The organism is Vibrio sp. 10N.261.55.F4 (assembly GCF_041470465.1).
GTDB lineage: Bacteria > Pseudomonadota > Gammaproteobacteria > Enterobacterales > Vibrionaceae > Vibrio > Vibrio crassostreae_C.
Genome location: NZ_JBFRMM010000021.1, coordinates 1 through 22152, shown reverse-complemented (window position 1 = coordinate 22152; position 22152 = coordinate 1). Strand labels below are relative to the sequence as shown.

The following is a 22152-nucleotide window of genomic DNA, read 5'->3' as shown; positions in this document are numbered from 1 at the left end:
CAAGAGCTAAAAGCTAGCAGTTAAGAGTTAAGAGTTAAGAGTTAAGAGTTAAGAGTTAAGAGCTAAGACTCATTGATTGACGTAACAAACAGAGAAGGGGACAGACAATCGCTCAAACTCTTTGATCCAGCGCCACTGGTTGTCTTGCAGTTTATCGCCAGGGCCTTTGACTTCAATCCAATGAAACTCATCGCCCTTGAACGCAATCAAATCCGGCATCCCAGTTCTAAATAGCTTTAAGTCACTCAATATCACTTTGAAGAGGTCTACAACCAAGGCATTTGGAATTGAAGCCATGCCGTGTTCGATGAGTGCTTTAGGAAAATAATTCCAATGAACAAAGGGGTTCGCGATACCTTGCTTTTCATCGTAAGTATTGAGCAAATGGTTCAGCCCATGTTTGGATATCGTCTGAAACACGGCTTCAATCTGTTCGGCTCGCTTGTCTACGAAATCTGAATGGTACAGATCCAATGGTCGATGTTGGTAACGATTGATAAAGGCGCCTTCAACGTCTGCGAAAATGACATCCCAGAAAGCCAAACCAAACAAGCCACACAGAAAACTGTTTTCTGAAAAATAGACGTCCCAACCTTGGTTCTCAAAATGCTGCTTTACCGCAAGCTCGACTCGAGTTTGGCTGAGGTCTAATTCCAGTTTTAACTCTTTGCAGCTCGGCTTTATGGTTCGTGAAACTTTGTGCCCCTGTTTCCGTAGCAGCCGGTCTTCAAGCTTAATAGCGACTTCCAACTCTGACACATCCGATGGAGTAGCTTTCATTTGCGTGACAATGTCACACATTAAGTCTAGCGTACCTTGCTTATCATAGATGCGTGCAAGTCGTTCTCTGCTCGGAGGAAGTGTAGATTGTCTGAACCAAAAGATAGCTTGGTCGTTTAGATTAAGCCTTTCAAGATCGCGAGCAATATCATTGATCAAACGCGATCGTTTTCTGGCAATACTTCTGTGTTCTGATTCTTCAGGAATCGCATTTAAAAGCAGTTCCAGAAACTCGCCATCTTTGCGGTCACCTTCTGAATACAAGCGTTGAATATCGCGCATCTGGATTAATTGATTGAGCTGATCCCTAGAGGTGAAGAAGCGGTGTTGCTTGCTTAATGGGTAGTTCTCAAAGGTGTTTAGCCCAAGGTCGCTTAACACGAACTGACTTAAGTCTTGATAGGTGTTGGCAAAGAACAGCAACAGTAATACATCAATCACTTGAGATTCGATGACGTAAATACAGTCGAAAGAGAGGTTTTGAAATTGATCAAAAGGTTGCTGATCAAGCCGTAACAACAGCTCGTCTTTCTTGGCATTTCTATGGCTCTTAAGGGCGGGGAATACACTCAACAGCTCTGGTTTGGTGAGCAAGTGAAACCCGAGCTCGACCTCACTAATGGCGAGGTCATGCTGTTCTTCGGGATGACTCAACCCAATGAAGCCTGAGCTGTTTAGCTCTTGCAGTACGGTCTTTAGATCTGGGATCTCAACATAGTTGAGTTTATCGCTGCGAAACCAACGGCCTTTACGAGAAAGCAAACGAACCATTAGGCATTGGCTTGAAACAGAAAGACGTTTGTATGCGGACAACCAACGACATTCATCATCACTCAGAAGATCGGGGTAGAGCGTTTGAGCGTGTTCAACCAGTCGATTGAAGTTGTCGAGATAATAAGTGGGGGAGAGCTGAAGAGTGGTTTCGGTCGTCAATGGAGAAGTCGCTTGATACAAAAAGAGCCTAACCCTAAGGTTAAGCTCTTCAGTAACAAATTCAATCTTTTCTGTTGATTAAGCTTGTGATGCTTTTAGTTCAGCAACTTTAGCTTCAGAGATTGGTTTAGTGATGATTGCTAGAACAATACACACTGCCATCATAACTGCAGAGATTGTGTAAGCTAGGCCGTAACCTTCGCCGTTTGACATTGAGAAGCCAACAACTGCTGCACCGATAGCGCCGCCGATACCCCATGCCGTGTAAAGCACGCCGTAGTTAGTACCGTAGTTTTTCAGGCCGTAGAACTCAGCAGTTAGTGTTGGGAATACTGCTAGAAGCGTACCGTAACCAACCGCTGCGATAGCCGTACCAATGATTAGCGTGAATTCAGAGTTGAACGTAGCGAATAGAGCCATGTTCGCGCCTTGAAGGATGAACGCTAGAAGTAGAGTACGTACGCCACCGATTTTATCTGCAAGCATACCCGCAGCAACACGGCCGCCTGAGTTGAATACTGCAAGGATAGACGCTAGGTAAACTGCGTTTGGCAGGTTAGCTTGAACGCTAGCAATTGTAGTGATGTTACCGATGATCATTAGACCAACAGATGCAGCGAATGCGTACATGATCCATAGAGAGTAGAACTGAGGAGTCTTCAGCATTACTTTCCAAGTTAGGTCTTCAGTCTTCTTAACCGCTTTAGGAGCTTGGCCTGCTTTTACTTTAGGCTCAGCTGGCGTGTAATCCGCTGGTGGGTTGTTGATTGTTGCTGCTAGAGGTACTGCGATTGCAAGTACACCAACACCAAGAATCATAAAGCTAGTTTGGATACCCATGCTGTCGATTAGCGCAGAAGTTACTGGTGCTAGGTAAATAGCCGCAAGACCGAAGCCTGCTGCGATAAGACCGTTAACCATACCTTTCTTAGAAGAGTGGAACCACTTCATTGCTGATGGAGACAGACATGCGTAACCGAAGCCGATACCTGCACCTGTTATAATACCGAACGTGATGTTCAGCATCATAGGCGTTGTAGCGAAACCAGAAGCAATCATACCTAGGCCTGTAAGCGCTGTACCTAGGATAAGGATCTTACGTGGACCCATACGGTCTTGTAGGATGCCCGCAACAAGAAGACAAACAGAGAATGTGATAGTTGCAATAGCGTAAGGTGAAGATGCTTCAGCAGCACTCCAACCAGCTTCAGTTACTAGCGCTTTGTTAAATACACTCCAAGCATACAGGATGCCAAGACAAAGGTTGATACAGAAGCCTGCTAGCAGGATACGTGTTGCTTTATCAATCTTGCTCATTTTTATTCTCAGTTTTGTCATCGGTTAGTGGAGAGCCACTTAACTAAAGACGGGTTATTGTGATTGTTTCTTCAAAATTAGTTTGCGTTTATCAACAGATAGCGCAAAAGAGCGCGGATTATAACCAATTAAAATGTGATTGGAATCTCTTTTTCCATTTTTGGTAAATTAAATTCAATTTGTTAATAAGTTGTTTTTCATTGGTTTTTGAAATGTTTTTAACACCTCTCTATTTTGTTCTTTTTCGCTCTGTCTTCTTATTATTTCAGGGATTTTGAGGTGATGGTTTTTGAATAGACGCGTATTGCGTGCGGATATCACAGAGTTACAAATAATTTTAATTAATTTCCAAGGTTAAATTTGTGTAACAAAATAAATCGTAACAGCGCTTTGCTCATATGAGACAAGGAGTAACGGAGTTTTATTAAAAACAGAATGTTAAGCAATTGTTAAGGGTGATTTTTGTTAGTACTTTTGCTTACATTTTGTTCGATTGGAGGGGTTGTGTTGTCCGTAAAAAGTGGGAAAATAGTATGCAAACTGAGATTCCAAATTTGAAAGGATGCGTTTCCAACTTATGGTGAGGCGAGTATTATGAAACTGTTTTTAATTTTATTGATGTCAATTTCTGGTGGTGTAGCGGCAGCTGACCATATTCACTCTTTCCTATTCGGCTTCTATGTTGCGGCTCTAGCAGTTGGTAGTTGTTACTGGCTTGCATTCCGCAGTACGCGTTTCCCACAGTTGGCATTAGTGCTATTGATGTGTGGCTTTTTTGCGAAAATTGCAGTGACTGTTATCGGTGTTTCTTGGGGTATCTCGAACGATATCATTCAATCGCCGTTCATTTTCTCATTGTCATACCTGTTCTTCTTAGTGGTTGTGTCTTACGTTTGGTTTGCATACCGCGATAAATTGACGCTAAAACAGCGCGCTAAGAAGGTAGAAGAGTCTCGCAAGCAAGCGGCAGCATAATTCGATTTGATTCTTAAAAAGCCTTCTTCGGAAGGCTTTTTTGATCCTGCCTACCTGAACTCTATTATTTGGTTATGACGGCAGATAAAAGAAACCCCAGTATGGTGACATACTGGGGTTACTTGTTATGTATCTATTATCTAGTAGTTACCATCTACCAAAGACTACTCTGAAGGTGTGTTATTTCTTCATCATCTTAGCGAGATCGGCGAACGGGTTGTGTGTCGCTGACTGATGATCATCTAAACTCGCTTTTGCATCCACACCATAACGCTCATGGTCAGTGTATTTTGAATGCTCATGATCGTGACAGTACAGGCACAGTAGCTCCCAGTTGCTGCCATCTTCAGGGTTGTTTGTATGGTCGTGATCCACGTGGTGAACGGTAAGCTCTCGGAGGTTTGAGTAAACAAATTCGCGCGCACATTTACCACAAACCCAAGGGTACAGTTTTAGTGCTTTTTCGCGGTAGCCTTTCTCTTGGCGAGCATACGCTGCACTCGAACCTGTGAAATCAGAAGACATTGCCAAATCCTTATCAATTGTAATACCCCGATTTTATCACAGCTTTCTTGAAGCTGTCGGTATGTCGTTCGTAAAATCATTGCTAAATGATGCAGTGGACTTATCGATATTAGATTGAAGTTTGAATACAGACTTACCTTCTACACACTAACGCTTAAGCGGGTTATGTCTTTCTGGAATAAGCCATGCTTAACAGTTTGAAAATAAATCGTATTCAGGGGTTTTAACCGCAGGCATGTGACCTAATATCAGTTTGTGAGACCCTATATTAATAAGGAAATATCATGTCAGAACAATACACTCCGCCAAAAGTTTGGGTTAACGATACTGCTGGTGGTAACAAGTGGGCAAACATCAATAGTCCTGAATCTGGAGCTCGCTTTGATAAAGAGCTTCCTGTTGGTGACCATGCTTTTCAATTGTATTCTCTTGGCACACCTAACGGTCAAAAAGTCACTATCTTGCTGGAAGAGTTGTTAGCGGCGGGTGTTAAAGAAGCTGAATATGATGCGTACTTGATCAACATCGGTGAGGCTGATCAGTTCTCTTCTGGCTTTGTTGGCGTGAATCCAAACTCCAAAATACCAGCACTTGTCGACAAGTCTGGTGACGAAGACGTGAATGTATTCGAATCGGCATCTATCTTGATGCATCTAGCAGAAAAATTTGGTCACTTCTTACCAAAAGAAGGGGCAGCAAGAACGCAAACCATTAACTGGTTGTTCTGGGCACAAGGCTCGGCACCATTCCTAGGCGGTGGTTTCGGCCACTTCTACGCTTACGCGGATGAAAAGCAAGAGTACCCAATTAACCGCTTCGCAATGGAAGCTAAGCGTCAACTAGATGTGTTAGACAAACAGCTCGCAAATAACACATTTGTGGCGGGTGACGAGTTAAGCATCGCTGATATCGCGATTTGGCCTTGGTATGGCAACCTTGTGCTAGGCAAAATTTACGATGCGGCCGAGTTTCTACAAGTTGAGTCTTACACTAATGTCGTTCGTTGGGCGAAGCAACTTGAAGCGCGCGAAGGTTTCCAACGAGGGCGAGTTGTTAACCGTTCGTTTGGCGAAGAGTGGGAGCAAGTACCAGAACGCCATTCCGCAGAAGACATCGACCGTGTTTTAAAACTACGCCCGTAGTGATTTAAAGAAATAGTCAATATCACTAGAGTTTGTTTTCGATTCGTTCGAGTAACAAACTCTAGTTTTCCCATTTCAAATTGATCCTTCCGAAAGCAAGCTCACCTATTTAGGTTTGGCTATTAAAGGCGGTTTAGGTATAAACTTGCGACATCATAATTCTAAAGGATGGTGCCATGTACCACGGTCATATCTATTTCCCTCTGCGATTTGCAGAGCAAGCAGAAACACTGCGTCAGAAAATTTTAGCGGAACGTAAAGATGTATTAGAGGTTTTCCCATTAATACAGCGTTTGGTTGGTCCACATAAGATGCCAATGTTTGAGATTCACTTTGCGAACAAAGAGTCGGGTATTGTTGAATGGCTTGAGCAAGAACGCGGTGATATGTCGGTGCTTATTCACCCTGTAACTGGCGGTGAAGAAACTTTGGATCACACAGTACGAGCGATCTGGCTTGGTCGTGAATTGGGTGTCTTTGAAGAAACGCTTACTAGCTAATCAAATATACCAATATTGCACTTAACTCATTCCGACCGGAAAATACATGAACAATAAAAAGGCTCCTCAAATGAGGAGCCTTTGTTTTAAGGAGCCGTTTTACCAAGAAACCGGTTATCAAGAGCCTCTGGTTATCGGGCTGAACCGTTAACCAGAGTAGGGGGATTAAGCCTCTGCAGTTACCTTAGAGTCACTCATCTTTTTAAGAGCCGCGTAACCAAAGCCTGTTACCGCTGTACCTGCTGCAATCGCCAATAGGTACATTAGAACTGGAGAGATAGCACCAGGAATCAGTAGTACGAATAGACCGCCGTGTGGAGCCATTAGCTGAGCACCAAACATCATTGATAGAGCGCCAGTTAGTGCGCCACCTGCCATACAAGCTGGGATAACACGCATTGGATCTTTCGCTGCGAATGGGATTGCACCTTCAGAGATGAAACATAGGCCAAGAACGAATGATGCTTTACCTGCTTCACGCTCGCCTGCTTCAAACTTGTCTTTCACTAGGAAAGTCGCAAGGCCCATACCTAGAGCTGGAACCATACCTGCTGCCATGATAGCCGCCATTGGTGCGTAAGTTTGCGAAGCCAGTAGACCAACACCGAATGTGTAAGCGGCTTTGTTTACCGGACCACCAAGGTCGAAACACATCATTGCGCCTAGAATCACACCTAGAAGAATCGCATTAGAAGTACCCATGTTGTTTAGGAAGTCTGTCATTGCGCTCATTACGCCAGAAACAGGACCACCTACGATGTAAACCATCACAAGACCAGTGAACAAACTCGCGATAAACGGAATGATCAGGATTGGCTTGAGGGCTTCCATGGATTGTGGAAGTTGAACTTTGTCGGCAATGAATTTCGCTGTGTAACCGGCAATGAAACCTGCTGCGATACCACCTAGGAAACCTGCGCCCGTTGAGCTAGCCAGCATACCGCCGATTAGACCTGGAGCCAGACCTGGACGGTCAGCAATCGAGAATGCAATGAAACCAGCAAGAACAGGAATCATCAGTGCGAATGCAGAACCACCACCGATAGTCATCAGTGCTGCTGCTAACGTGCCTTCTTCTTTAAACGCTTCGATACCGAATACGAAAGAGAGTGCAATGATCAAACCACCCGCAACCACCACAGGAAGCATGTGTGAAACACCTGTCATTAGGTGCTTGTACACGCCTTTCTTCTCGTCAGCAGGCGCTGAATTTGAAGAAGCAGTGTGTTGGTATGGTTTAGCTTCTGCGAATGCTTTTTCCATCTCTTGCTTTGTTTTCTTCAAAGCAGGGCTTGTTGTGGTTTTGTATAGCGCTTTGCCGTTAAAACGATCCAGAGGAACATCGATATCTGCTGCGATGATAACTAGATCAGCGTCTGCGATTTCTTGGTCTGTCAGTTGGTTTTTTGCACCTACAGAGCCGCGAGTTTCCACTTTAATTTGGTGGCCTAGGCGTTTGCCTTCAGCTTCAAGCGCTTCAGCGGCCATAAAGGTGTGTGCAACACCCGTTGGGCAAGCGGTAATCGCTACGATCTTTTTGCTGCCTGTCGCTGGAGAAGTACCAGTAACTTCCACTGTAGTCTCAACTTGAGAAGCGTCTAATACCGTTCCTTCTGCTACCGCTTTCTCTAGGAATGCTTTTGCATCAGCTGTGCATTCAGAGATAGCCGCTTGGTACACTTTCTTACCAACAAAACGTGCTTTATCAACATTTTTGTTAGCTGCGATAACTACAACGTCGCTGCTGTCGATAGCGTCTTGCGATACAGTTGAATCAGGTAACACGCTTGATTGACATTCAATAGCAGCGTTCCAACCTAGTGCTTTTGTCGCTTGCTCTAACAAGCCCGCGGCGATGATGCTGTTTGCTACGCCACTTGGGCAAGCTGTGATAATGGTAATATTCATAATAAACCTTTTGTCCTATTTGCTTGTGTCTAACTGGCTAGTTGGAGCACTAAGCGCCTGTAATTGGATATTTTGTAGTACTGAATCCAGCTCTTGTTGGCTGGTGATGCCCACGCCTACCTGTGAAACTGCTAGAGCAGATAGGGCGGTTGCGAATTTAATAAGTTCTGGTTTTGGCATCTGTTGCATTTGACCCCAACATAGACCAGCAACCAATGTGTCACCTGCGCCTACCGTGCTTACTACTTGCATGCGCGGTGGTTGAGCATGTAACCATTCACCTTGGTTAAGCCACATCACGCCTTCAGCGCCAAGTGATACCACGATATTCTCGATGCCTTTTTCACTTAGGGCTTGGCCCGCGTGTTGGCATTGGTCACGAGTTGTCAGCTCTGCATTGAACAGCTGAGACAGCTCTTCATCGTTTGGTTTGATTAACCATGGTTGTGCATTGATACCGGCTTTAAGTGCGTCACGGCTGCTATCAAATAGCACCTTCTTACCTAAATCGTGTAAGCGTTGAACCCAAGAAGCGCAAAGCTCAGGAGAGATACCTTGTGGCAAGCTGCCTGCAATTACGAAGTAATCGTGCGTTTCAGCAAGTTCTAATAGGGTTTCTTCGAACGCTTTAATCGAGTCAGTATCAACAGGCACACCTGGGAAGTTGATGTCGCTTACTTGGCCTGAGTTCTCAACCAACTTCACGTTGATACGAGTCGCGCCATCAACACGGATGAAGCGGTCAGCTGCGCCCATCTGTTCAAACAGTTGGCAGAACGCTTCTTCGTTATTGCGACCAAGGAAACCTGTTACGGTCACTTTCGCGCCAAGCTCTGAAAGAACTTTTGCGACGTTTACGCCTTTGCCCGCTGCATGCAGAGAGCCTTTGTTTACTAGGCTAACTGAACCTACATTTAGTGCGTCGATAGCGCCTGTCAGGTCTAGAGCAGGGTTAAGCGTTACAGTAACGGCTTTGATTTGTTTATCAGACATATCGACTCCTTAACCTTCGCCAAGGCCTGAAGCGATAGCTTTGCCAATCGATTCAAGTGCTTGTGCTGCGTCATCACCTTCAGCAACAAACTGAAGTTGGTGGCCGTGTTTAACGCCAAGAGCGATCACTTTCATCAAGCTCTTCGCGTTCACTTCTTTTCCGTCGCCATCTAGGTTTGACACGCGGATTGTTGATTCAAACTTCTTCGCTTCAGCGACTAGCATTGCACCCGGACGAGCGTGTAGGCCGTGTGCGTTTTTGATTTTGAATACTGCGCAGTTGTCATCGTCTTGAGAAGCTGTAGAAACCGCTTCACCTTTCAGAAGACCAATCACTTGCGCTGCGTCAGCGGTTAACAGTTGTTGCTGTTTACCTTCGAAAACCATCTTGCTTAGGTTTGCCAGAATAGATTGGTGCGCGCTGTTGCAAGCTGCGAATGCCACCAATGCTTTAACTGGTGTGCCTTCGTATTCACAATGGTTCGCTGTTGAAACGAAAGATACGCCAGTGCGTGTTACGCCTTTGTCGCTGCCCAACAACCACAGGCCTTGGCCTAGGTGAGTTGGTGTTTTTGTTACTAGGTCAGCAACGAATGCGTTGTCTGTGCAACCTGTGTTCTTAAGTAGGCCACCCGCAACTGCAGACATTTGAATCATGTCGCTCGCAGGGAACAGTAGCTGAACTAAAGAAGCGTCTAGGTCGGCTTCTAGTTGAACTTCGCCGTTAAGTAGGGCGATGATTTCGTCTTCTGATTTCGCTTGCTTTAATTTCTCTTCAACACCGTCAGCCGCTAGCACTTTCGTTAGTTGCTTAAGAATGCCCAAGTGCTCGTCTGATTTAGCTGCAATACCAATCGCAACGTAAACACGGTTGCCGTCTGCCCAATTAATACCTTCAGGGAAGTGGTGTACTGCAACGCCTGTCTCTTTTACTAGGCCACGAGTATCCGTCGTTCCGTGAGGAATCGCGATGCCGTTACCTAGGAACGTAGAGTTCTGGTTTTCACGGTTCAGCATTCCTTCAACGTAACCAGAGTCAACTAAACCTTTAGCTGTCAGGTCGCCAGCAATGTTTTGGATTGCTTTGAATTTGTCTTCGGCAGTTTGGCCTAGAGTGATGTCAGATTTTGATAATTTAAGCATGGTGCCTCTTTAGCGTATCGCTTGAGAATTTGTGTATCGCTACGATTCAGTCTAGAGCAAGATTCATGGAGCTTAACTTGTTGCTTAACTCTTTGTTTTATATTAGCTGAATCGGTTCAGCATTCAGTGTGAAAAAATTCAGCAAAGCCGATTTTGGTTTTCAAAATAGTTTTGCTGCGTGTCGTAATTTCAGTTTCGTTAACAACAAGAAGCTGAATCACGACAAATGACGCTCAATCCATTCAAAAGGATGATTGAAGTCACTTTTCAGATTTTGCTGAATCCTTTCAGCTTTTATACTGAATCGATTCAGCATATAATTCAACTAATCCAAGGATCAGAAGATTGGTTATATGATCCTACGCACAAAATACAGGTCACCCATATGACACTAGATGAGATTGCCAAACTAGCCGGTGTGTCGAAAACGACAGCCAGCTATGTTATTAATGGCAAGGCGCAGAAATACAGAATCAGTGAAAAGACTCAGCAGAAAGTAATGGCAGTCGTGGAAGAGTATAACTACCGACCAGACCATGCTGCTTCGTCGTTGCGCGCTGGTAATAGCCGTTCATTTGGTTTGATTATTCCTGACTTGGAAAACAGCAGTTATGCGCGTTTAGCAAAACTGATAGAGCAGAACTCACGTAAAGTGGGCTATCAGATTTTGATTGGCTGTTCAGATGATGACGCTGAAACCGAGCGAAAGGTCGCTGAAGCTTTGGTCAGTCGTCGTATTGATGCTTTGCTGGTGGCGAGCTCAATGCCAGACGCCAACGAGTTCTACTTGAAACTGCAAAACTCAGGTACCCCAGTAATTGCGATTGACCGTCCGTTAGACGATGAGCACTTTGCTTGCGTGATCAGTGAAGATTTCGAGGCTGCATTTGAACTGACCCACTCGATTCTCGATGACAGCATTCATAGTGTTGGCTTGATCGGTGCGTTACCTGACCTGAACATTTCACGTGAACGTCAGCTGGGTTTTGAAGCGGCGAATAAAGCACATACTCAACAAACAAGGCTAGCAGAAAACAAGCCGATGGTTGTCGGTTATGGCGAGCACTTTGACCGAGAATCAGGACGTGAGATTTTTGAGGGTTGGATTGCCAAAGGCACAGTGCCCGATGCGATTGTCACTATGTCTTACACTTTGCTAGAAGGTGTATTGGATGTGATGGTTGAAAAGCCAGAGCTGATCAAGCAAGTGAAACTGGCAACCTTTGGTGATAACCGTTTATTGGACTTCTTACCTTTTAAAGTTCATTCATTGCCACAGCAATTCGAAGTGATTGCAGACAGCGCCTTTGCACTTGCTTTGAACGCGTCTGCTAAACGTTACCAAGCGGGTATCGAGTTAGTACCAAGAAGCTTAGTAAAACGAGGCTAATTCCAGTTAGTTTACACAAGCTAGGTTGGACTTGGGCACTTAGCTCGAACCTGTAATTAATTTGAACTCAGCAATAAGCCCATTTCCACAATGGCAACAATGCCGAGCAACAAAGCCAACACTTTCCAAAACTGGATTGGGTTTCGGTTTATCAAAGGTTGCTTGGCTTTGCTTTTCACCAAGCTTTGGTTTGGTGTGTAAAGGTCTGCTACAAAATCCCCCAACACTTGATGACGTTCGCTTGGTGATTCCGCGCAGGCTTTTTGTAATACCAAATCCACCCAGCTTGGTAAGTCAGCTCGTTTCTGTGTGATGGGTTGGTATTCCCATTGATGGTGACGAGATTGCTTAAGCGATTGTACGGTCATTTCAGAGTAGGGTAATTCACCGGTTAGCATCTCATAGCCGATTACAGCGATAGAGAACAGATCAGAGCTGGTGGTCGCGCTGTTGTGCTTGATGGTCTCGGGTGCAATGTAATTGACCGCGCCTAATGGTGTGTCGTCCTTGTCAGTGAGCTCTCCCTCTTCAAGGCCTCTCACTAATACCGCACCAAGGTCGATGATTTTTACCTCACCATCACGTTGAATCATGATGTTCTCGGGCTTTAAGTCTCGGTGCACCATGTCTGCACGTTGTAATACTCGAATGCCTTGAGTGATCTTTTCTAATATGTCGCGCACTTCATTGAGTGACGGTTTTGGGTTGTCGTACATCCATTGTCTTAGGGTGATACCTTCTACCCATTCGCAGATTTGGTATAAGAATTGCGAGTTCTCTGGCGTCGGGTAAACCTTCATTACTCTCTTGTTTTTTAACAAGATCCCCGCCCATTGTTCATTAAAGAAAGCTCTGAGTTGCGAAGGGCTATCGTGATATTGAACGGAAGGGACTTTCAGCACGAACTCGGTTTGTGTCTCTTTCTGCATCACACGATACACATGGCTTCTTGAACCTGCATACAACACCTCAAGTACCATGAAGTTGTCGATACTTTGCCCGAGCTTTAAAGCGGGTGGGATTGCCCGTTTAGCCAGCTTCTCATGGAATTCAATCAGCGAAGGTTTAGGCAGATGGCTGACTTGCACAATCAAGCAGCTCACGTTGTCTGAGCTATTGTGGCTTAAAGCGGTGTTACAGATGGTTTGCGCTGCGTATTCGAAATCCGCTCCGGGTTTATCGATGTGTTCTTTGAAGGTGTTGGGAGATACAAACTCGTGCACGCCATCAGATGTCAGGATAAAGCAGTCGTTTTTCTTGATAGGCAGGGTTTGATAGTCAACGTTGAGTTGGTTGTCCATGCCTAAGGCGCGTGTAAGATAATGCTTCTGTCCCATATTTTTACGGGTGTGGTCGCGGGTCAGTTGGCGTAATTCTCCATCTCTGAGTAAGTAAATGCGGCTGTCGCCAACGTGGAATATATGTGCGGTGTTTGATTTTAATATCACGCTGCTGAACGTCGAAACGAGGGCATTGTGGTTCACTTGTTGTGCGGGATGAATATTAGAAACAGACGTGTTGAAGAGCCAAGAATTGAGGGACGTTAAGACCTTTTGCGCCGAACGTTGAATGCTCCAGCTTTGGGGGGTTGCGTAATAGTCGTCGATAAACTGCATCACGCTGGTGTGACTGGCTTTCTGGCCGTGTTCACTACAACTTGCTCCGTCTGCAATGCAGGCAACACTGCCTTTCAACTCTTGCTCTGCGCGAGTTTTAGGGTGTTTTACAATGATGGCATCTTGGTTTTCATCACGTACGCCTTGATTCGAATAACCACCAAACTTAAGCGTTAACTGGTTGTTGGATTCTGGCGTGATGACTTGCCCTTGGCTGAATGAAATTGTCATAACTTGTCTTCTTCTTAACTGCTCTTCTTCCCGCTTCCTTGACAGAACATCCTAGGAAGAACAAAAGCCCTAGTGAACTTAGAGCCTTTGAACGAAGCACCTAGCATTGATGTATCCGCTAAGGTGCCTCTCCCGATTCAATAATATCAATGCTTCTTAGTACAGACCCTAGCTTGAAACATTAATCAGCGTGACACTGCCGTCGTCGTTTACTTCGGCGATTTGACCGTTAGGCTCTTCCATGAACAGCAGAGTCACAAAGCCAAGTACCGCTGTTGCAGCAATCACTAAGAAGAAGGTTTGGTAGCTCACGAATGACAACACAGTTAGGTAAACTACCGCACCCACGTTGCCGTAAGCACCCGTCATACCAGCAATTTGACCTGTCATACGACGCTTGATTAGAGGAACCGTTGCGAATACCGCACCTTCACCCGCTTGCACGAAGAAAGAACACGCCATCGCCGCGACAACTGCTAGCCATACAGGCCATGTGCTGTCGACTTGACCCATTGCGAAGTAACCCACCGCAAGGCCAATCGTTAGAATAAGCAGTGTTGGTTTACGACCGAATTTATCTGAAATCCAACCACCACCTGGGCGAGACATTAGGTTCATAAAGGCATAAGCCGATGCAACCATACCTGCAAGAACCGGTGTTAATTCAAAGGTTTCAGAGAAGAACAGTGGCAGCATAGAAACCACAGCCAGTTCAGAACCAAATGTCGCGAAGTACAATACGTTAAGTACCGCAACTTGCTTGAACTTGTATTGGTGAATCTCTGGTACTTCTTCTTTAAATACGTTCTTGTTTACTTTCCAAACTTGCGACACTTCGTACACGTAAAGCGCAGCCAAACCTGCATACACAGAGTAAACCGCCATGTCAGACAGCATGTTGATGTTGCTTGGTGATAGCTTCCAAGTCAGTAGCGCTAAAGCGGCATACATAGGGATCTTCATAATAAGTAGGAAGAAAAAGTCACCCTTTGATGTCACTTCCATTGCTGTTACTTGAGCAGGCTTGAAGTAAGTCGAACCTTTTGGTGTATCTGACACGTTTTTGTAGAAGATAAACGAGAACGCTAAGCTCATTACGCCGGTAATACCGACCGCATAACGCCAGCCGTCTTCACCACCAAACGCTAAAGCCAGAGTTGGAAGCGTGAATGCTGCCGCTGCTGAACCGAAGTTACCCCAGCCGCCGTAAATACCTTCTGCCGTACCCAGTTCATTGTGTGGGAACCACTCAGACACTAGACGAATACCGACAACGAAGCCTGCACCGATGAAGCCTAATAGGAAACGAGCAATCGCCGCTTGAATAAAAGAGTCTGCCATAGCAAACATAAAACAAGGGATTGAACAGACCGCGAGTAGCGAAGAGTAGACCAATCTTGGGCCGTATCGGTCGGTTAACATACCAATGGCGACACGCGCCGGAATGGTCAATGCAACGTTGAGAATAAGCAGTGTTTTGATCTCTTCAGTAGAAAGACCAAGTGAGGTTTTCACCATTTGCAGTAGTGGGGCAAAGTTGAACCACACAACAAAGGTGATAAAAAAGGCCATCCAACTTAGGTGTAAGGTTTTCATCTTACCCGTAAATGAAAGCAGCGAAAATTTAGTGTTATCCATGGTTTAAATCCTTTAAATCCTTTAAATCTGGAAAATTACCCGGTTTGTGCACCTGCGTTACTTCCGAACTTAGAACGCTTTTAATGTGCATAAACCCTGTGCCGAAATTGCGCACGCTAATAAGCGTTTGCATGATGGTGTCGGCGGTTTAGTTAACTGGCGATAGCAAGTGGTGCGAGAACTTGAACTTGTTCTCCTTGTTTGCGAACTTCAAATTTCACGAGCTTGAGCTCAGGCTGTTCAAGACATTCGCCAGTTTCTAAGTGGTAATGCTGCTTGTATAAGGGTGAGGCCACGTAAGGTTCTCCGCTTAATGAACCAATTATACCACGTGACATCACATTCGCCTTGCCGATAGGGTCGTAATTAGAGAGCCCATAAAGCGTGTCGCTGCGCTTGCAGTAAAAAATAGCCACTTGGTTATCGTCTACTTTGGCGCAAATTCCCCCGTTTGGGGTTAGATCGCTGGTGCTGCATACGGTTGTCCAATTTTCCATGACTTTCTCCTAGTCTAAAATTGAGTTTTTATTTTTTTATTGATGAACCTGATGAACCTGATGAAATTTATGAAACCTCAGTCACTTCGATTTGGTCTGCTTTAGCGAGCTTTTCATCGCGTTTTGAATCGGAAGAAGAGCTCAAGCTCGGCTTAGGAAAACGCTGCTCTCGTTCTTTGATGAATGACAGGCTAGTGTCCATTTCTTCGCTGTTGATGTAGTGCTGGAAGCGTTTCATCTTTTCAGGGTTTTCGATGGTGGTTTTCCACTCACACTGGTATTTTTCGATGTTGAGGGCGATATCGGCCTCAAGTTCTTCAGCAACGTTGAGCTTGTCTTCAATCACGACTTGCTTGAGGTATTCGATGCCGCCTTCAAGGTTCTCCATCCATACCGATGTACGCTGTAAGCGGTCTGCGGTACGTGTGTAGAACATCAAAACGCGGTCGATGTATTTAAGGAGTGTGGTTTCATCAAGGTCGGTAGCGAAAAGGTCACCATGGCGAGGGCGCATACCGCCGTTACCACAGATGTAGAGGTTCCAACCTTTGTCGGTGGCGATAATGCCAAAATCTTTTGATTGGGCTTCTGCACATTCACGAGTACAGCCTGAAACCGCAAACTTGATCTTGTGTGGTGAACGCAGGCCTTTGTAGCGGTTCTCAAGTCGAATCGCTAAGCCAACACTGTCGTCGACACCGTATCGACACCAAGTGCTACCTACACAAGATTTCACGGTACGAACCGATTTACCGTAGGCGTGGCCAGTTTCAAAACCTGCATCAATCAGCTTTTTCCAGATGATAGGCAGTTCGTTAAGCTGTGCGCCAAACAAGTCGACACGCTGACCGCCCGTGATTTTGGTGTAGAGGTCGAACTCTTTAGCGACTTCACCAAGCACGATCAATTTATCTGGAGTAATTTCACCGCCAGCGATACGCGGAACCACCGAGTAAGTGCCGTCTTTTTGCATGTTGCCAAGGTAGATGTCGTTGGTGTCTTGCAGCTCGATATGTTGATCTTCAAGGATGTAATCGTTCCAGTACGAAGCCAGAATCGAACCGACAGCCGGTTTACACACAGTACAGCCTAATCCGTTGCCGTGAGAATCTAACAGCTCGTCGAAGGTCTTGATTTTGTTGACACGGATGATGTCGGTAAGCTCTTGGCGAGAATAAGCAAAGTGCTCACAGATATCGTTAGAGACTTCTACACCTAGGTTACTTAGCTCGCTATCGAGAACCTGTTTCGCAAGGGCAGAACAACCGCCACAACCTGTTGAAGCATTAGTGGTTTCTTTCAGTGCAGCCATCGTGGTGCAGCCAGCAGAAACCGCCTCTTTAATGTCGCCTTTGGTTACATCAAAACATGAACAGATCACTGCGCTGTCTGGCAGAGCTTCAACACCCATTGCCGAGCCAGAATCATCGGCCACGTTAGGTAAAATCAATACCGATGGGTTTTCAGGAAGGGGCATATCGTTTTGCTTGATTTGCAGTAGCGAACCGTAGGCTTCTGCATCACCGACCAATACGGCACCGACAATCTTTGTGCCGTCTGCCGAGATGATCAGGCGCTTATAAACTTGTTCAATTTCATCGTTGTAGGTATACGATTGAGCGCCTTCCGTCTTGCCGTGTACTTCGCCAATACTGGCCACATCGACGCCAAGCAGTTTGAGTTTGGTGCTCATGTCTGCGCCCGTAAATGCAGCGTCGTCAGTACCGTCAGAGACAATATGCGAAGCCGCGATTTTCGCCATTGAATAACCGGGAGCCACTAAGCCGAAGATCTTGTTATCCCAAAGCGCACATTCTCCAATGGCGTAAACGTTGTCGATATTGGTTTGACAGTGATTGTTGATCACAATACCGCCACGCTCGCCAATCTCGACATCAGAGCTTCTTGCTAGCTCATCTTGAGGGCGAATACCGGCAGAGAATACGATCATATCGGTTTCTAAGTGGGTGCCGTCTGCGAAGTTCATGCGGTAGCGAGCGTTTTCTCCGTCGACTATTTCAGAGGTCGCTTTCTCGGTATGAACTTGCACACCAAGGTCTTCAACCTTTCTGCGCAGTAGGGCGCCGCCACCGTCATCTAACTGAACGGCCATCAGGCGTGGAGCAAATTCAACCACATGGGTTTCTAAGCCAAGGTTTTTGACTGCGTTTGCGGCCTCTAAGCCAAGCAGACCACCACCAATCACCACGCCAGATTTGCTGCCTTTGCTTGAAAGCTCGATGGCGTCTAAGTCTTCGATGGTGCGATAAACGTGACAGTGTTCTTGGTCGTTACCGGGAATAGGGGGAACAAAAGGGAAAGAGCCCGTCGCCAAGATTAGCTTGTCGTAACTTTCAACGTGACCACTTTCAGTGATGACTTGTTGATTGGCGGTGTCTAGCTTGGCAACCTTCTGGTTCAACAAGTAGTTCACGCCGTTGCTTTGGTAATACTCTTCACTGGTCAATGACAGGTCATCAGCGCTTTTACCATTAAAGTAAGCCGTTAGCTGAACACGGTCGTATGCTAGCCTTGGTTCTTCACTAAAAGTAATCACATCAAACTCATCACTCTCTGATTGCAGGATGTTGTCGATAAATTTGTGTCCTACCATGCCGTTACCAACAACGACGATTTTCTTCTTGCTCATAATCCATTCCTTATTCTCGGCGTCACCATCACTAGCATCTAATTTCTAGTCGTTAGCAGATGAATACCGGGTTGAGATTCCACTCAATTCATAATCATCAAGAAAAACAAAAATGTTTTTTCTAAGTCTTGGTTTTTAGTGGAGCAAGGAGGATGCCAGATTGCGATTTGTTCATTTAAATAAAATTTAATATATATATTTCAGTGATTTAAAAATTGCAGGTGGCACGTAATTACCCCTAAAGTGGTATGTAAAATTTTTGTTATATTTATATAAATGAGCGTTTGTGGTGCAACTTTCTGCAAGATGGTGCAAAAATTAAGTTTCTATCTTGGTTAAGTTCTGTTTGGTTCGTTGTTGATATTTGTGTTTTTATTAAGTTGTTGTTTTTAGATGAAATTATTTGCTATTCATCAGCTGCTATTAAGTGGCGTGTTATTTGCTTATTTTTAGTTATTACAATTATGGATAATTGAGTGAGAAACGGATGACCGATTCAAACAGCGGCTGGATAAAATCGACCTGTGCTTATTGTGGTGTAGGGTGTGGAATAGAAGCGAGACCGACATCGTTAGGAAAACTAGAAGTGCGTGGTGATAAAGATCATCCATCAAACTATGGAAAGCTATGCACTAAAGGGATTGCGCTCGGCGACACCGTCACGCCTTTAGGTCGTCTTACACAGCCTGCTCATATTCAGAATGAGCAAAAACAAGAGCTAGATTGGAACAGTGCCACTCAGTTGGTCGCAGACAAATTCAATCAAACCATCGAAGAATATGGGGCCGATTCGGTTGCGTTCTATGTATCTGGTCAGCTGCTTACCGAAGACTACTATGTTGCCAATAAACTGATGAAAGGCTTCATTGGTAGTGGCAACATCGACAGTAACTCTAGGTTGTGTATGGCTTCAACCGTGGTAGGGCATAAGCGAGCATTTGGCGCAGACACAGTACCGGTGTGCTACGAAGATCTCGAGCAAGCCGAACTCGTCGTGATTACAGGTTCCAACTTAGCATGGTGTCACCCGGTACTTTTCCAAAGATTAAGAGCCGCGAAACAAGCCAACCCTGAATTGAAAGTTATCGTCATCGACCCGCGTTATACCGACACCTGTGAAATCGCAGACATTCACTTGGCATTGGAATCAGGCTCAGACGTCGCATTGTTCAATGGTTTATTGGGTTACCTCGATGATAACGACAAGCTAGATGCAGACTACATAGAAAACCACACCCAAGGCTTTACTGAATCGATTCGATCTGCGACTCACTACCGTTATACAGAGTCAGGTTATACCGAATCAGGCTGGGGCGACAAAAGTGTTCCTGAGCTTACAGGGTTAACAGAGCAGCAGCTAAAACAGTTCTACAGCTTGTTTGCATCGAACGAGAAGGTGCTGAACATTTACTCTCAAGGCGTGAACCAATCGACACAAGGGTGCGATAAGGTAAACGCCATTATTAACTGCCATTTAGCCACCGGGAAAATTGGCAAGCCGGGCATGGGGCCATTCTCTGTAACGGGCCAGCCGAACGCGATGGGCGGACGTGAGGTGGGCGGTTTAGCCAATACCTTAGCGGCGCACTTTGAATTTGGTGACCCGCAATCACACCAAACCGTGAGTGAATTTTGGCAGACCGACAACCTAGCAACACATGCGGGTTTAAAAGCGATTGACCTGTTTGATGCCATGAATGAAGGCAAAATCAAAGCGGTGTGGATCATGGCAACTAACCCAGTTGTGAGCCTGCCTGACAGCGAAAAGATCAAAGCCGCATTAGAGAAGTGCCCGTTTGTGGTGGTGTCTGATTGTATTGCCGATACTGAAACTACTCGCTTGGCCGATGTGGTGCTGCCCGCGCAAGGGTGGAGCGAGAAATCGGGCACCGTGACCAACTCTGAACGCCGAATCTCACGTCAACGCCGCGTGTTGCCAAGCCCAGGGGAAGCCAAACCCGATTGGTGGATTCTAAAAGAAGTCGCACAAAAAATGGGATTCAAAGAGCAATTCGAGTTCCGCCACGAAGGTGAGATCTTCAAAGAGTATTGCGAGATGACCGCGCTCGACAATGAAACAGGCAAAGCACGTGATTTATGTTTAATTGGACTCACGCAACTGGATGAGAAAGGCTATGGCGAACTCACTCCGCAGCAATGGCCAGTGTTAGAGTATCAACCAGAGATCATTGAGCAGCGTATGTTCACCACTGGCGAGTTCTTTACTGAATCAGGAAAAGCGCAGTTTATTGCAGTTGAGCACGACAAGCCGATTGCTGATACCAGTGTCGAATTCCCACTTATCATGAACACAGGCCGAATCCGAGACCAATGGCACACCATGAGCCGCACGGGCTTGGCCGCAGGTTTAGGAGAACACACACCAGAACCCTTTGTCGCTATGCATCCAGATACCGTTGCAGAGCTTGGCTTAGATGAATTTGGGCTAGATGCCTTCAACCACTCCACTATTAATCCAGTGGTGAAAGTGCGCAGCGCACAAGGGGAATGCCAAGCACGATTAGTGGTGACCAAAGAGATGCGCCGCGAACAAGTCTTCATGCCTATCCACTGGAATGCACCGACTGCCAAAGACAGCAAACCGTGTGACTTGATCTTGCCTCATACCGATGCCGCATCTGGTCAGCCAGAGTTTAAACATACCCCAGTGATGGTTGAACCGTGTGGTTATCGGAGTGAAGCCGCCTTGGTCAGCGACAAGGTGATGGATTGCAGTGGCTTTGATTATTGGGTACGCCAAAGAGTGGAGGGCGGTTTTCTGTATCGCATCTCATCATCTAAGAACCCAATGGAACTGGTGATTCAGCTTGCCAACACCCTTGATGCATTACCAGAACCTAACGCGGAGGCAATCAAATCACTCCATTACCACGGCAATAAATCATTCAAGAACTACGGCTCTGCCAAGTTGGGTCAGTCTGGTGTAAAGCAGGCCTTCGTGGTGAACAGTAAGCTTGACCATCAAAGCATCGATTGGCTGGTGGAATGCCTAACTCGAGAAGCCGATGAAGAGTTCGAAGCCGAGTTTTTGAGTGCCTTGGCGAAGTAGCCGACTACCTCTCACTCATCCATATCTATAGCGTAAACGCCGACATGAGTGTCGGCGTTTTTGTTTGAGAACGCGATTTTCAAGATAAAACCTTCATTGCCTGAACTGCGGCTTACTCACATATTGGGGAGTTTTCTGTATTTTGCCGAAACTATATGAAAAATTTCTGCTTTTCGTCATGTTTGATGCAAAGATAAGTAGGTAAGATGATGTTATTAAATGAGTTATTAGACTTGGCCTGAACGGTTTAGATTACTAGACAGAATTGTTTCAGGGACAAAATGCAGAATTATTCTGTCTAATATAGCTGTTATACGATTAAGAGGAAAATATGGAACAACATTACTTAAATTCTTCCTTTCGAGAGAAGCTAATCGAGCACTCATTGATTAGCGAACTACTTAAAATGTCATGGAAAAATGGCAGTTGTTCCATCGAAATTTCCAAACCAGAGGTAGACAATCAAGGCTATGATCTAATCATGGAAGACCTTGGTGCTTTTCGTCATGTTCAACTTAAAACCTCTCATATTGGTTCGAGCACAGCACGTCAAAAAATCCATGTCGCTTTAGCTAATAAACCATCAGGTTGTGTCGTTTGGGTTTACTTTAATGAAACAACGATGGAGCTCGGTCCATTCTTGTTCTTTGGTGGTGAGCCAAACAAAAAGTTGCCTGACATCAGTGATTTTCCTATTGCGAAACATACAAAAGGAAATGCGGAAGGTACTAAAAATGAAAGGCCATCAATCAGGGTTGTGTCAAAGTCAAAATTCGCAATTTTGAACACAATAGAAGAATTGTATGAGACGTTGTTCAAAATCGTATAACAAACGACTATGGCG

At 45.4% G+C, this 22152-nt stretch carries 16 protein-coding genes; 6 read left to right on the top strand and 10 right to left on the bottom strand.

From position 1 onward, the window contains the following. Nucleotides 1-69: 69 nt before the first annotated feature. A complete protein-coding gene (locus AB4249_RS11560; RefSeq protein ID WP_372103230.1) occupies nt 70-1734 on the bottom strand; it encodes a VRR-NUC domain-containing protein in 1665 nt (554 codons plus the stop codon). A 57-nt stretch (nt 1735-1791) separates the two neighbouring features. Then, on the bottom strand, nt 1792-3030 hold the full coding sequence (locus tag AB4249_RS11555; protein WP_017067032.1) for an OFA family MFS transporter: 1239 nt from the start codon (nt 3028-3030) through the stop codon (nt 1792-1794). Between the two features lie 594 nt (nt 3031-3624). Between AB4249_RS11555 and AB4249_RS11550 the strand changes: the two genes are divergently transcribed. Then, nucleotides 3625-4005, top strand: coding sequence for a hypothetical protein (locus tag AB4249_RS11550; RefSeq protein WP_017064770.1), 381 nt, complete (start codon nt 3625-3627; stop codon nt 4003-4005). A gap of 180 nt (nt 4006-4185) precedes the next feature. Here AB4249_RS11550 and AB4249_RS11545 read toward each other — a convergent pair whose 3' ends face one another. Continuing rightward, nucleotides 4186-4530: a YajD family HNH nuclease gene (locus AB4249_RS11545; RefSeq protein ID WP_017060876.1), complete on the bottom strand. Its 345-nt coding sequence runs from the start codon at nt 4528-4530 to the stop codon at nt 4186-4188. 284 nt (nt 4531-4814) lie between these two features. Here AB4249_RS11545 and yghU point away from each other — a divergent pair, with 284 nt between their 5' ends. Continuing rightward, nucleotides 4815-5672, top strand: a complete 858-nt coding sequence (gene yghU / locus AB4249_RS11540) for a glutathione-dependent disulfide-bond oxidoreductase (RefSeq protein ID WP_102428327.1) — start codon at nt 4815-4817, stop codon at nt 5670-5672. Between the two features lie 176 nt (nt 5673-5848). Continuing rightward, nucleotides 5849-6172, top strand: a complete 324-nt coding sequence (locus tag AB4249_RS11535) for a DOPA 4,5-dioxygenase family protein (protein WP_017060873.1) — start codon at nt 5849-5851, stop codon at nt 6170-6172. Nucleotides 6173-6337: 165 nt separating this feature from the next. Here AB4249_RS11535 and fruA read toward each other — a convergent pair whose 3' ends face one another. From fruA to fruB, 3 genes are read right to left on the bottom strand one after another with little or no spacing between them, the layout of a single operon-like run. Further along, nucleotides 6338-8080, bottom strand: coding sequence for a PTS fructose transporter subunit IIBC (gene fruA, locus AB4249_RS11530; protein ID WP_372103226.1), 1743 nt, complete (start codon nt 8078-8080; stop codon nt 6338-6340). A 15-nt stretch (nt 8081-8095) separates the two neighbouring features. Beyond that, nucleotides 8096-9073 carry a 1-phosphofructokinase gene (gene pfkB, locus AB4249_RS11525; RefSeq protein ID WP_136974407.1) on the bottom strand — a complete coding sequence of 326 codons (978 nt, stop codon included), beginning with the start codon at nt 9071-9073 and terminating at the stop codon, nt 8096-8098. 9 nt (nt 9074-9082) lie between these two features. Further along, nucleotides 9083-10216, bottom strand: coding sequence for a fused PTS fructose transporter subunit IIA/HPr protein (fruB, locus tag AB4249_RS11520; protein WP_372103223.1), 1134 nt, complete (start codon nt 10214-10216; stop codon nt 9083-9085). A gap of 385 nt (nt 10217-10601) precedes the next feature. On the opposite strand from fruB, the gene cra reads away from it, so the two are divergent. Further along, complete coding sequence (gene cra, locus AB4249_RS11515; RefSeq protein ID WP_372103220.1) at nt 10602-11606, top strand: catabolite repressor/activator; 1005 nt, start codon at nt 10602-10604, stop codon at nt 11604-11606. Nucleotides 11607-11662: 56 nt separating this feature from the next. On the opposite strand, the gene AB4249_RS11510 is transcribed toward cra, so the two are convergent. The 4 genes from AB4249_RS11510 to nirB form a co-directional block, all read right to left on the bottom strand. After that, on the bottom strand, nt 11663-13453 hold the full coding sequence (locus tag AB4249_RS11510) for a protein kinase domain-containing protein (RefSeq protein WP_372103217.1): 1791 nt from the start codon (nt 13451-13453) through the stop codon (nt 11663-11665). A 168-nt stretch (nt 13454-13621) separates the two neighbouring features. Continuing rightward, the gene (locus AB4249_RS11505) at nt 13622-15091 is read right to left on the bottom strand and encodes a NarK family nitrate/nitrite MFS transporter (protein WP_017102036.1); all 1470 of its coding nucleotides are present in this window, start codon (nt 15089-15091) and stop codon (nt 13622-13624) included. Between the two features lie 152 nt (nt 15092-15243). Continuing rightward, complete coding sequence (nirD, locus tag AB4249_RS11500) at nt 15244-15588, bottom strand: nitrite reductase small subunit NirD (RefSeq protein ID WP_012600889.1); 345 nt, start codon at nt 15586-15588, stop codon at nt 15244-15246. A gap of 67 nt (nt 15589-15655) precedes the next feature. After that, complete coding sequence (nirB, locus tag AB4249_RS11495) at nt 15656-18238, bottom strand: nitrite reductase large subunit NirB (protein ID WP_372103214.1); 2583 nt, start codon at nt 18236-18238, stop codon at nt 15656-15658. 472 nt (nt 18239-18710) lie between these two features. Between nirB and AB4249_RS11490 the strand changes: the two genes are divergently transcribed. Continuing rightward, on the top strand, nt 18711-21308 hold the full coding sequence (locus AB4249_RS11490; RefSeq protein ID WP_372103211.1) for a molybdopterin oxidoreductase family protein: 2598 nt from the start codon (nt 18711-18713) through the stop codon (nt 21306-21308). Nucleotides 21309-21639: 331 nt separating this feature from the next. Continuing rightward, on the top strand, nt 21640-22137 hold the full coding sequence (locus tag AB4249_RS11485) for a hypothetical protein (protein ID WP_372103208.1): 498 nt from the start codon (nt 21640-21642) through the stop codon (nt 22135-22137). Nucleotides 22138-22152: the final 15 nt, after the last annotated feature.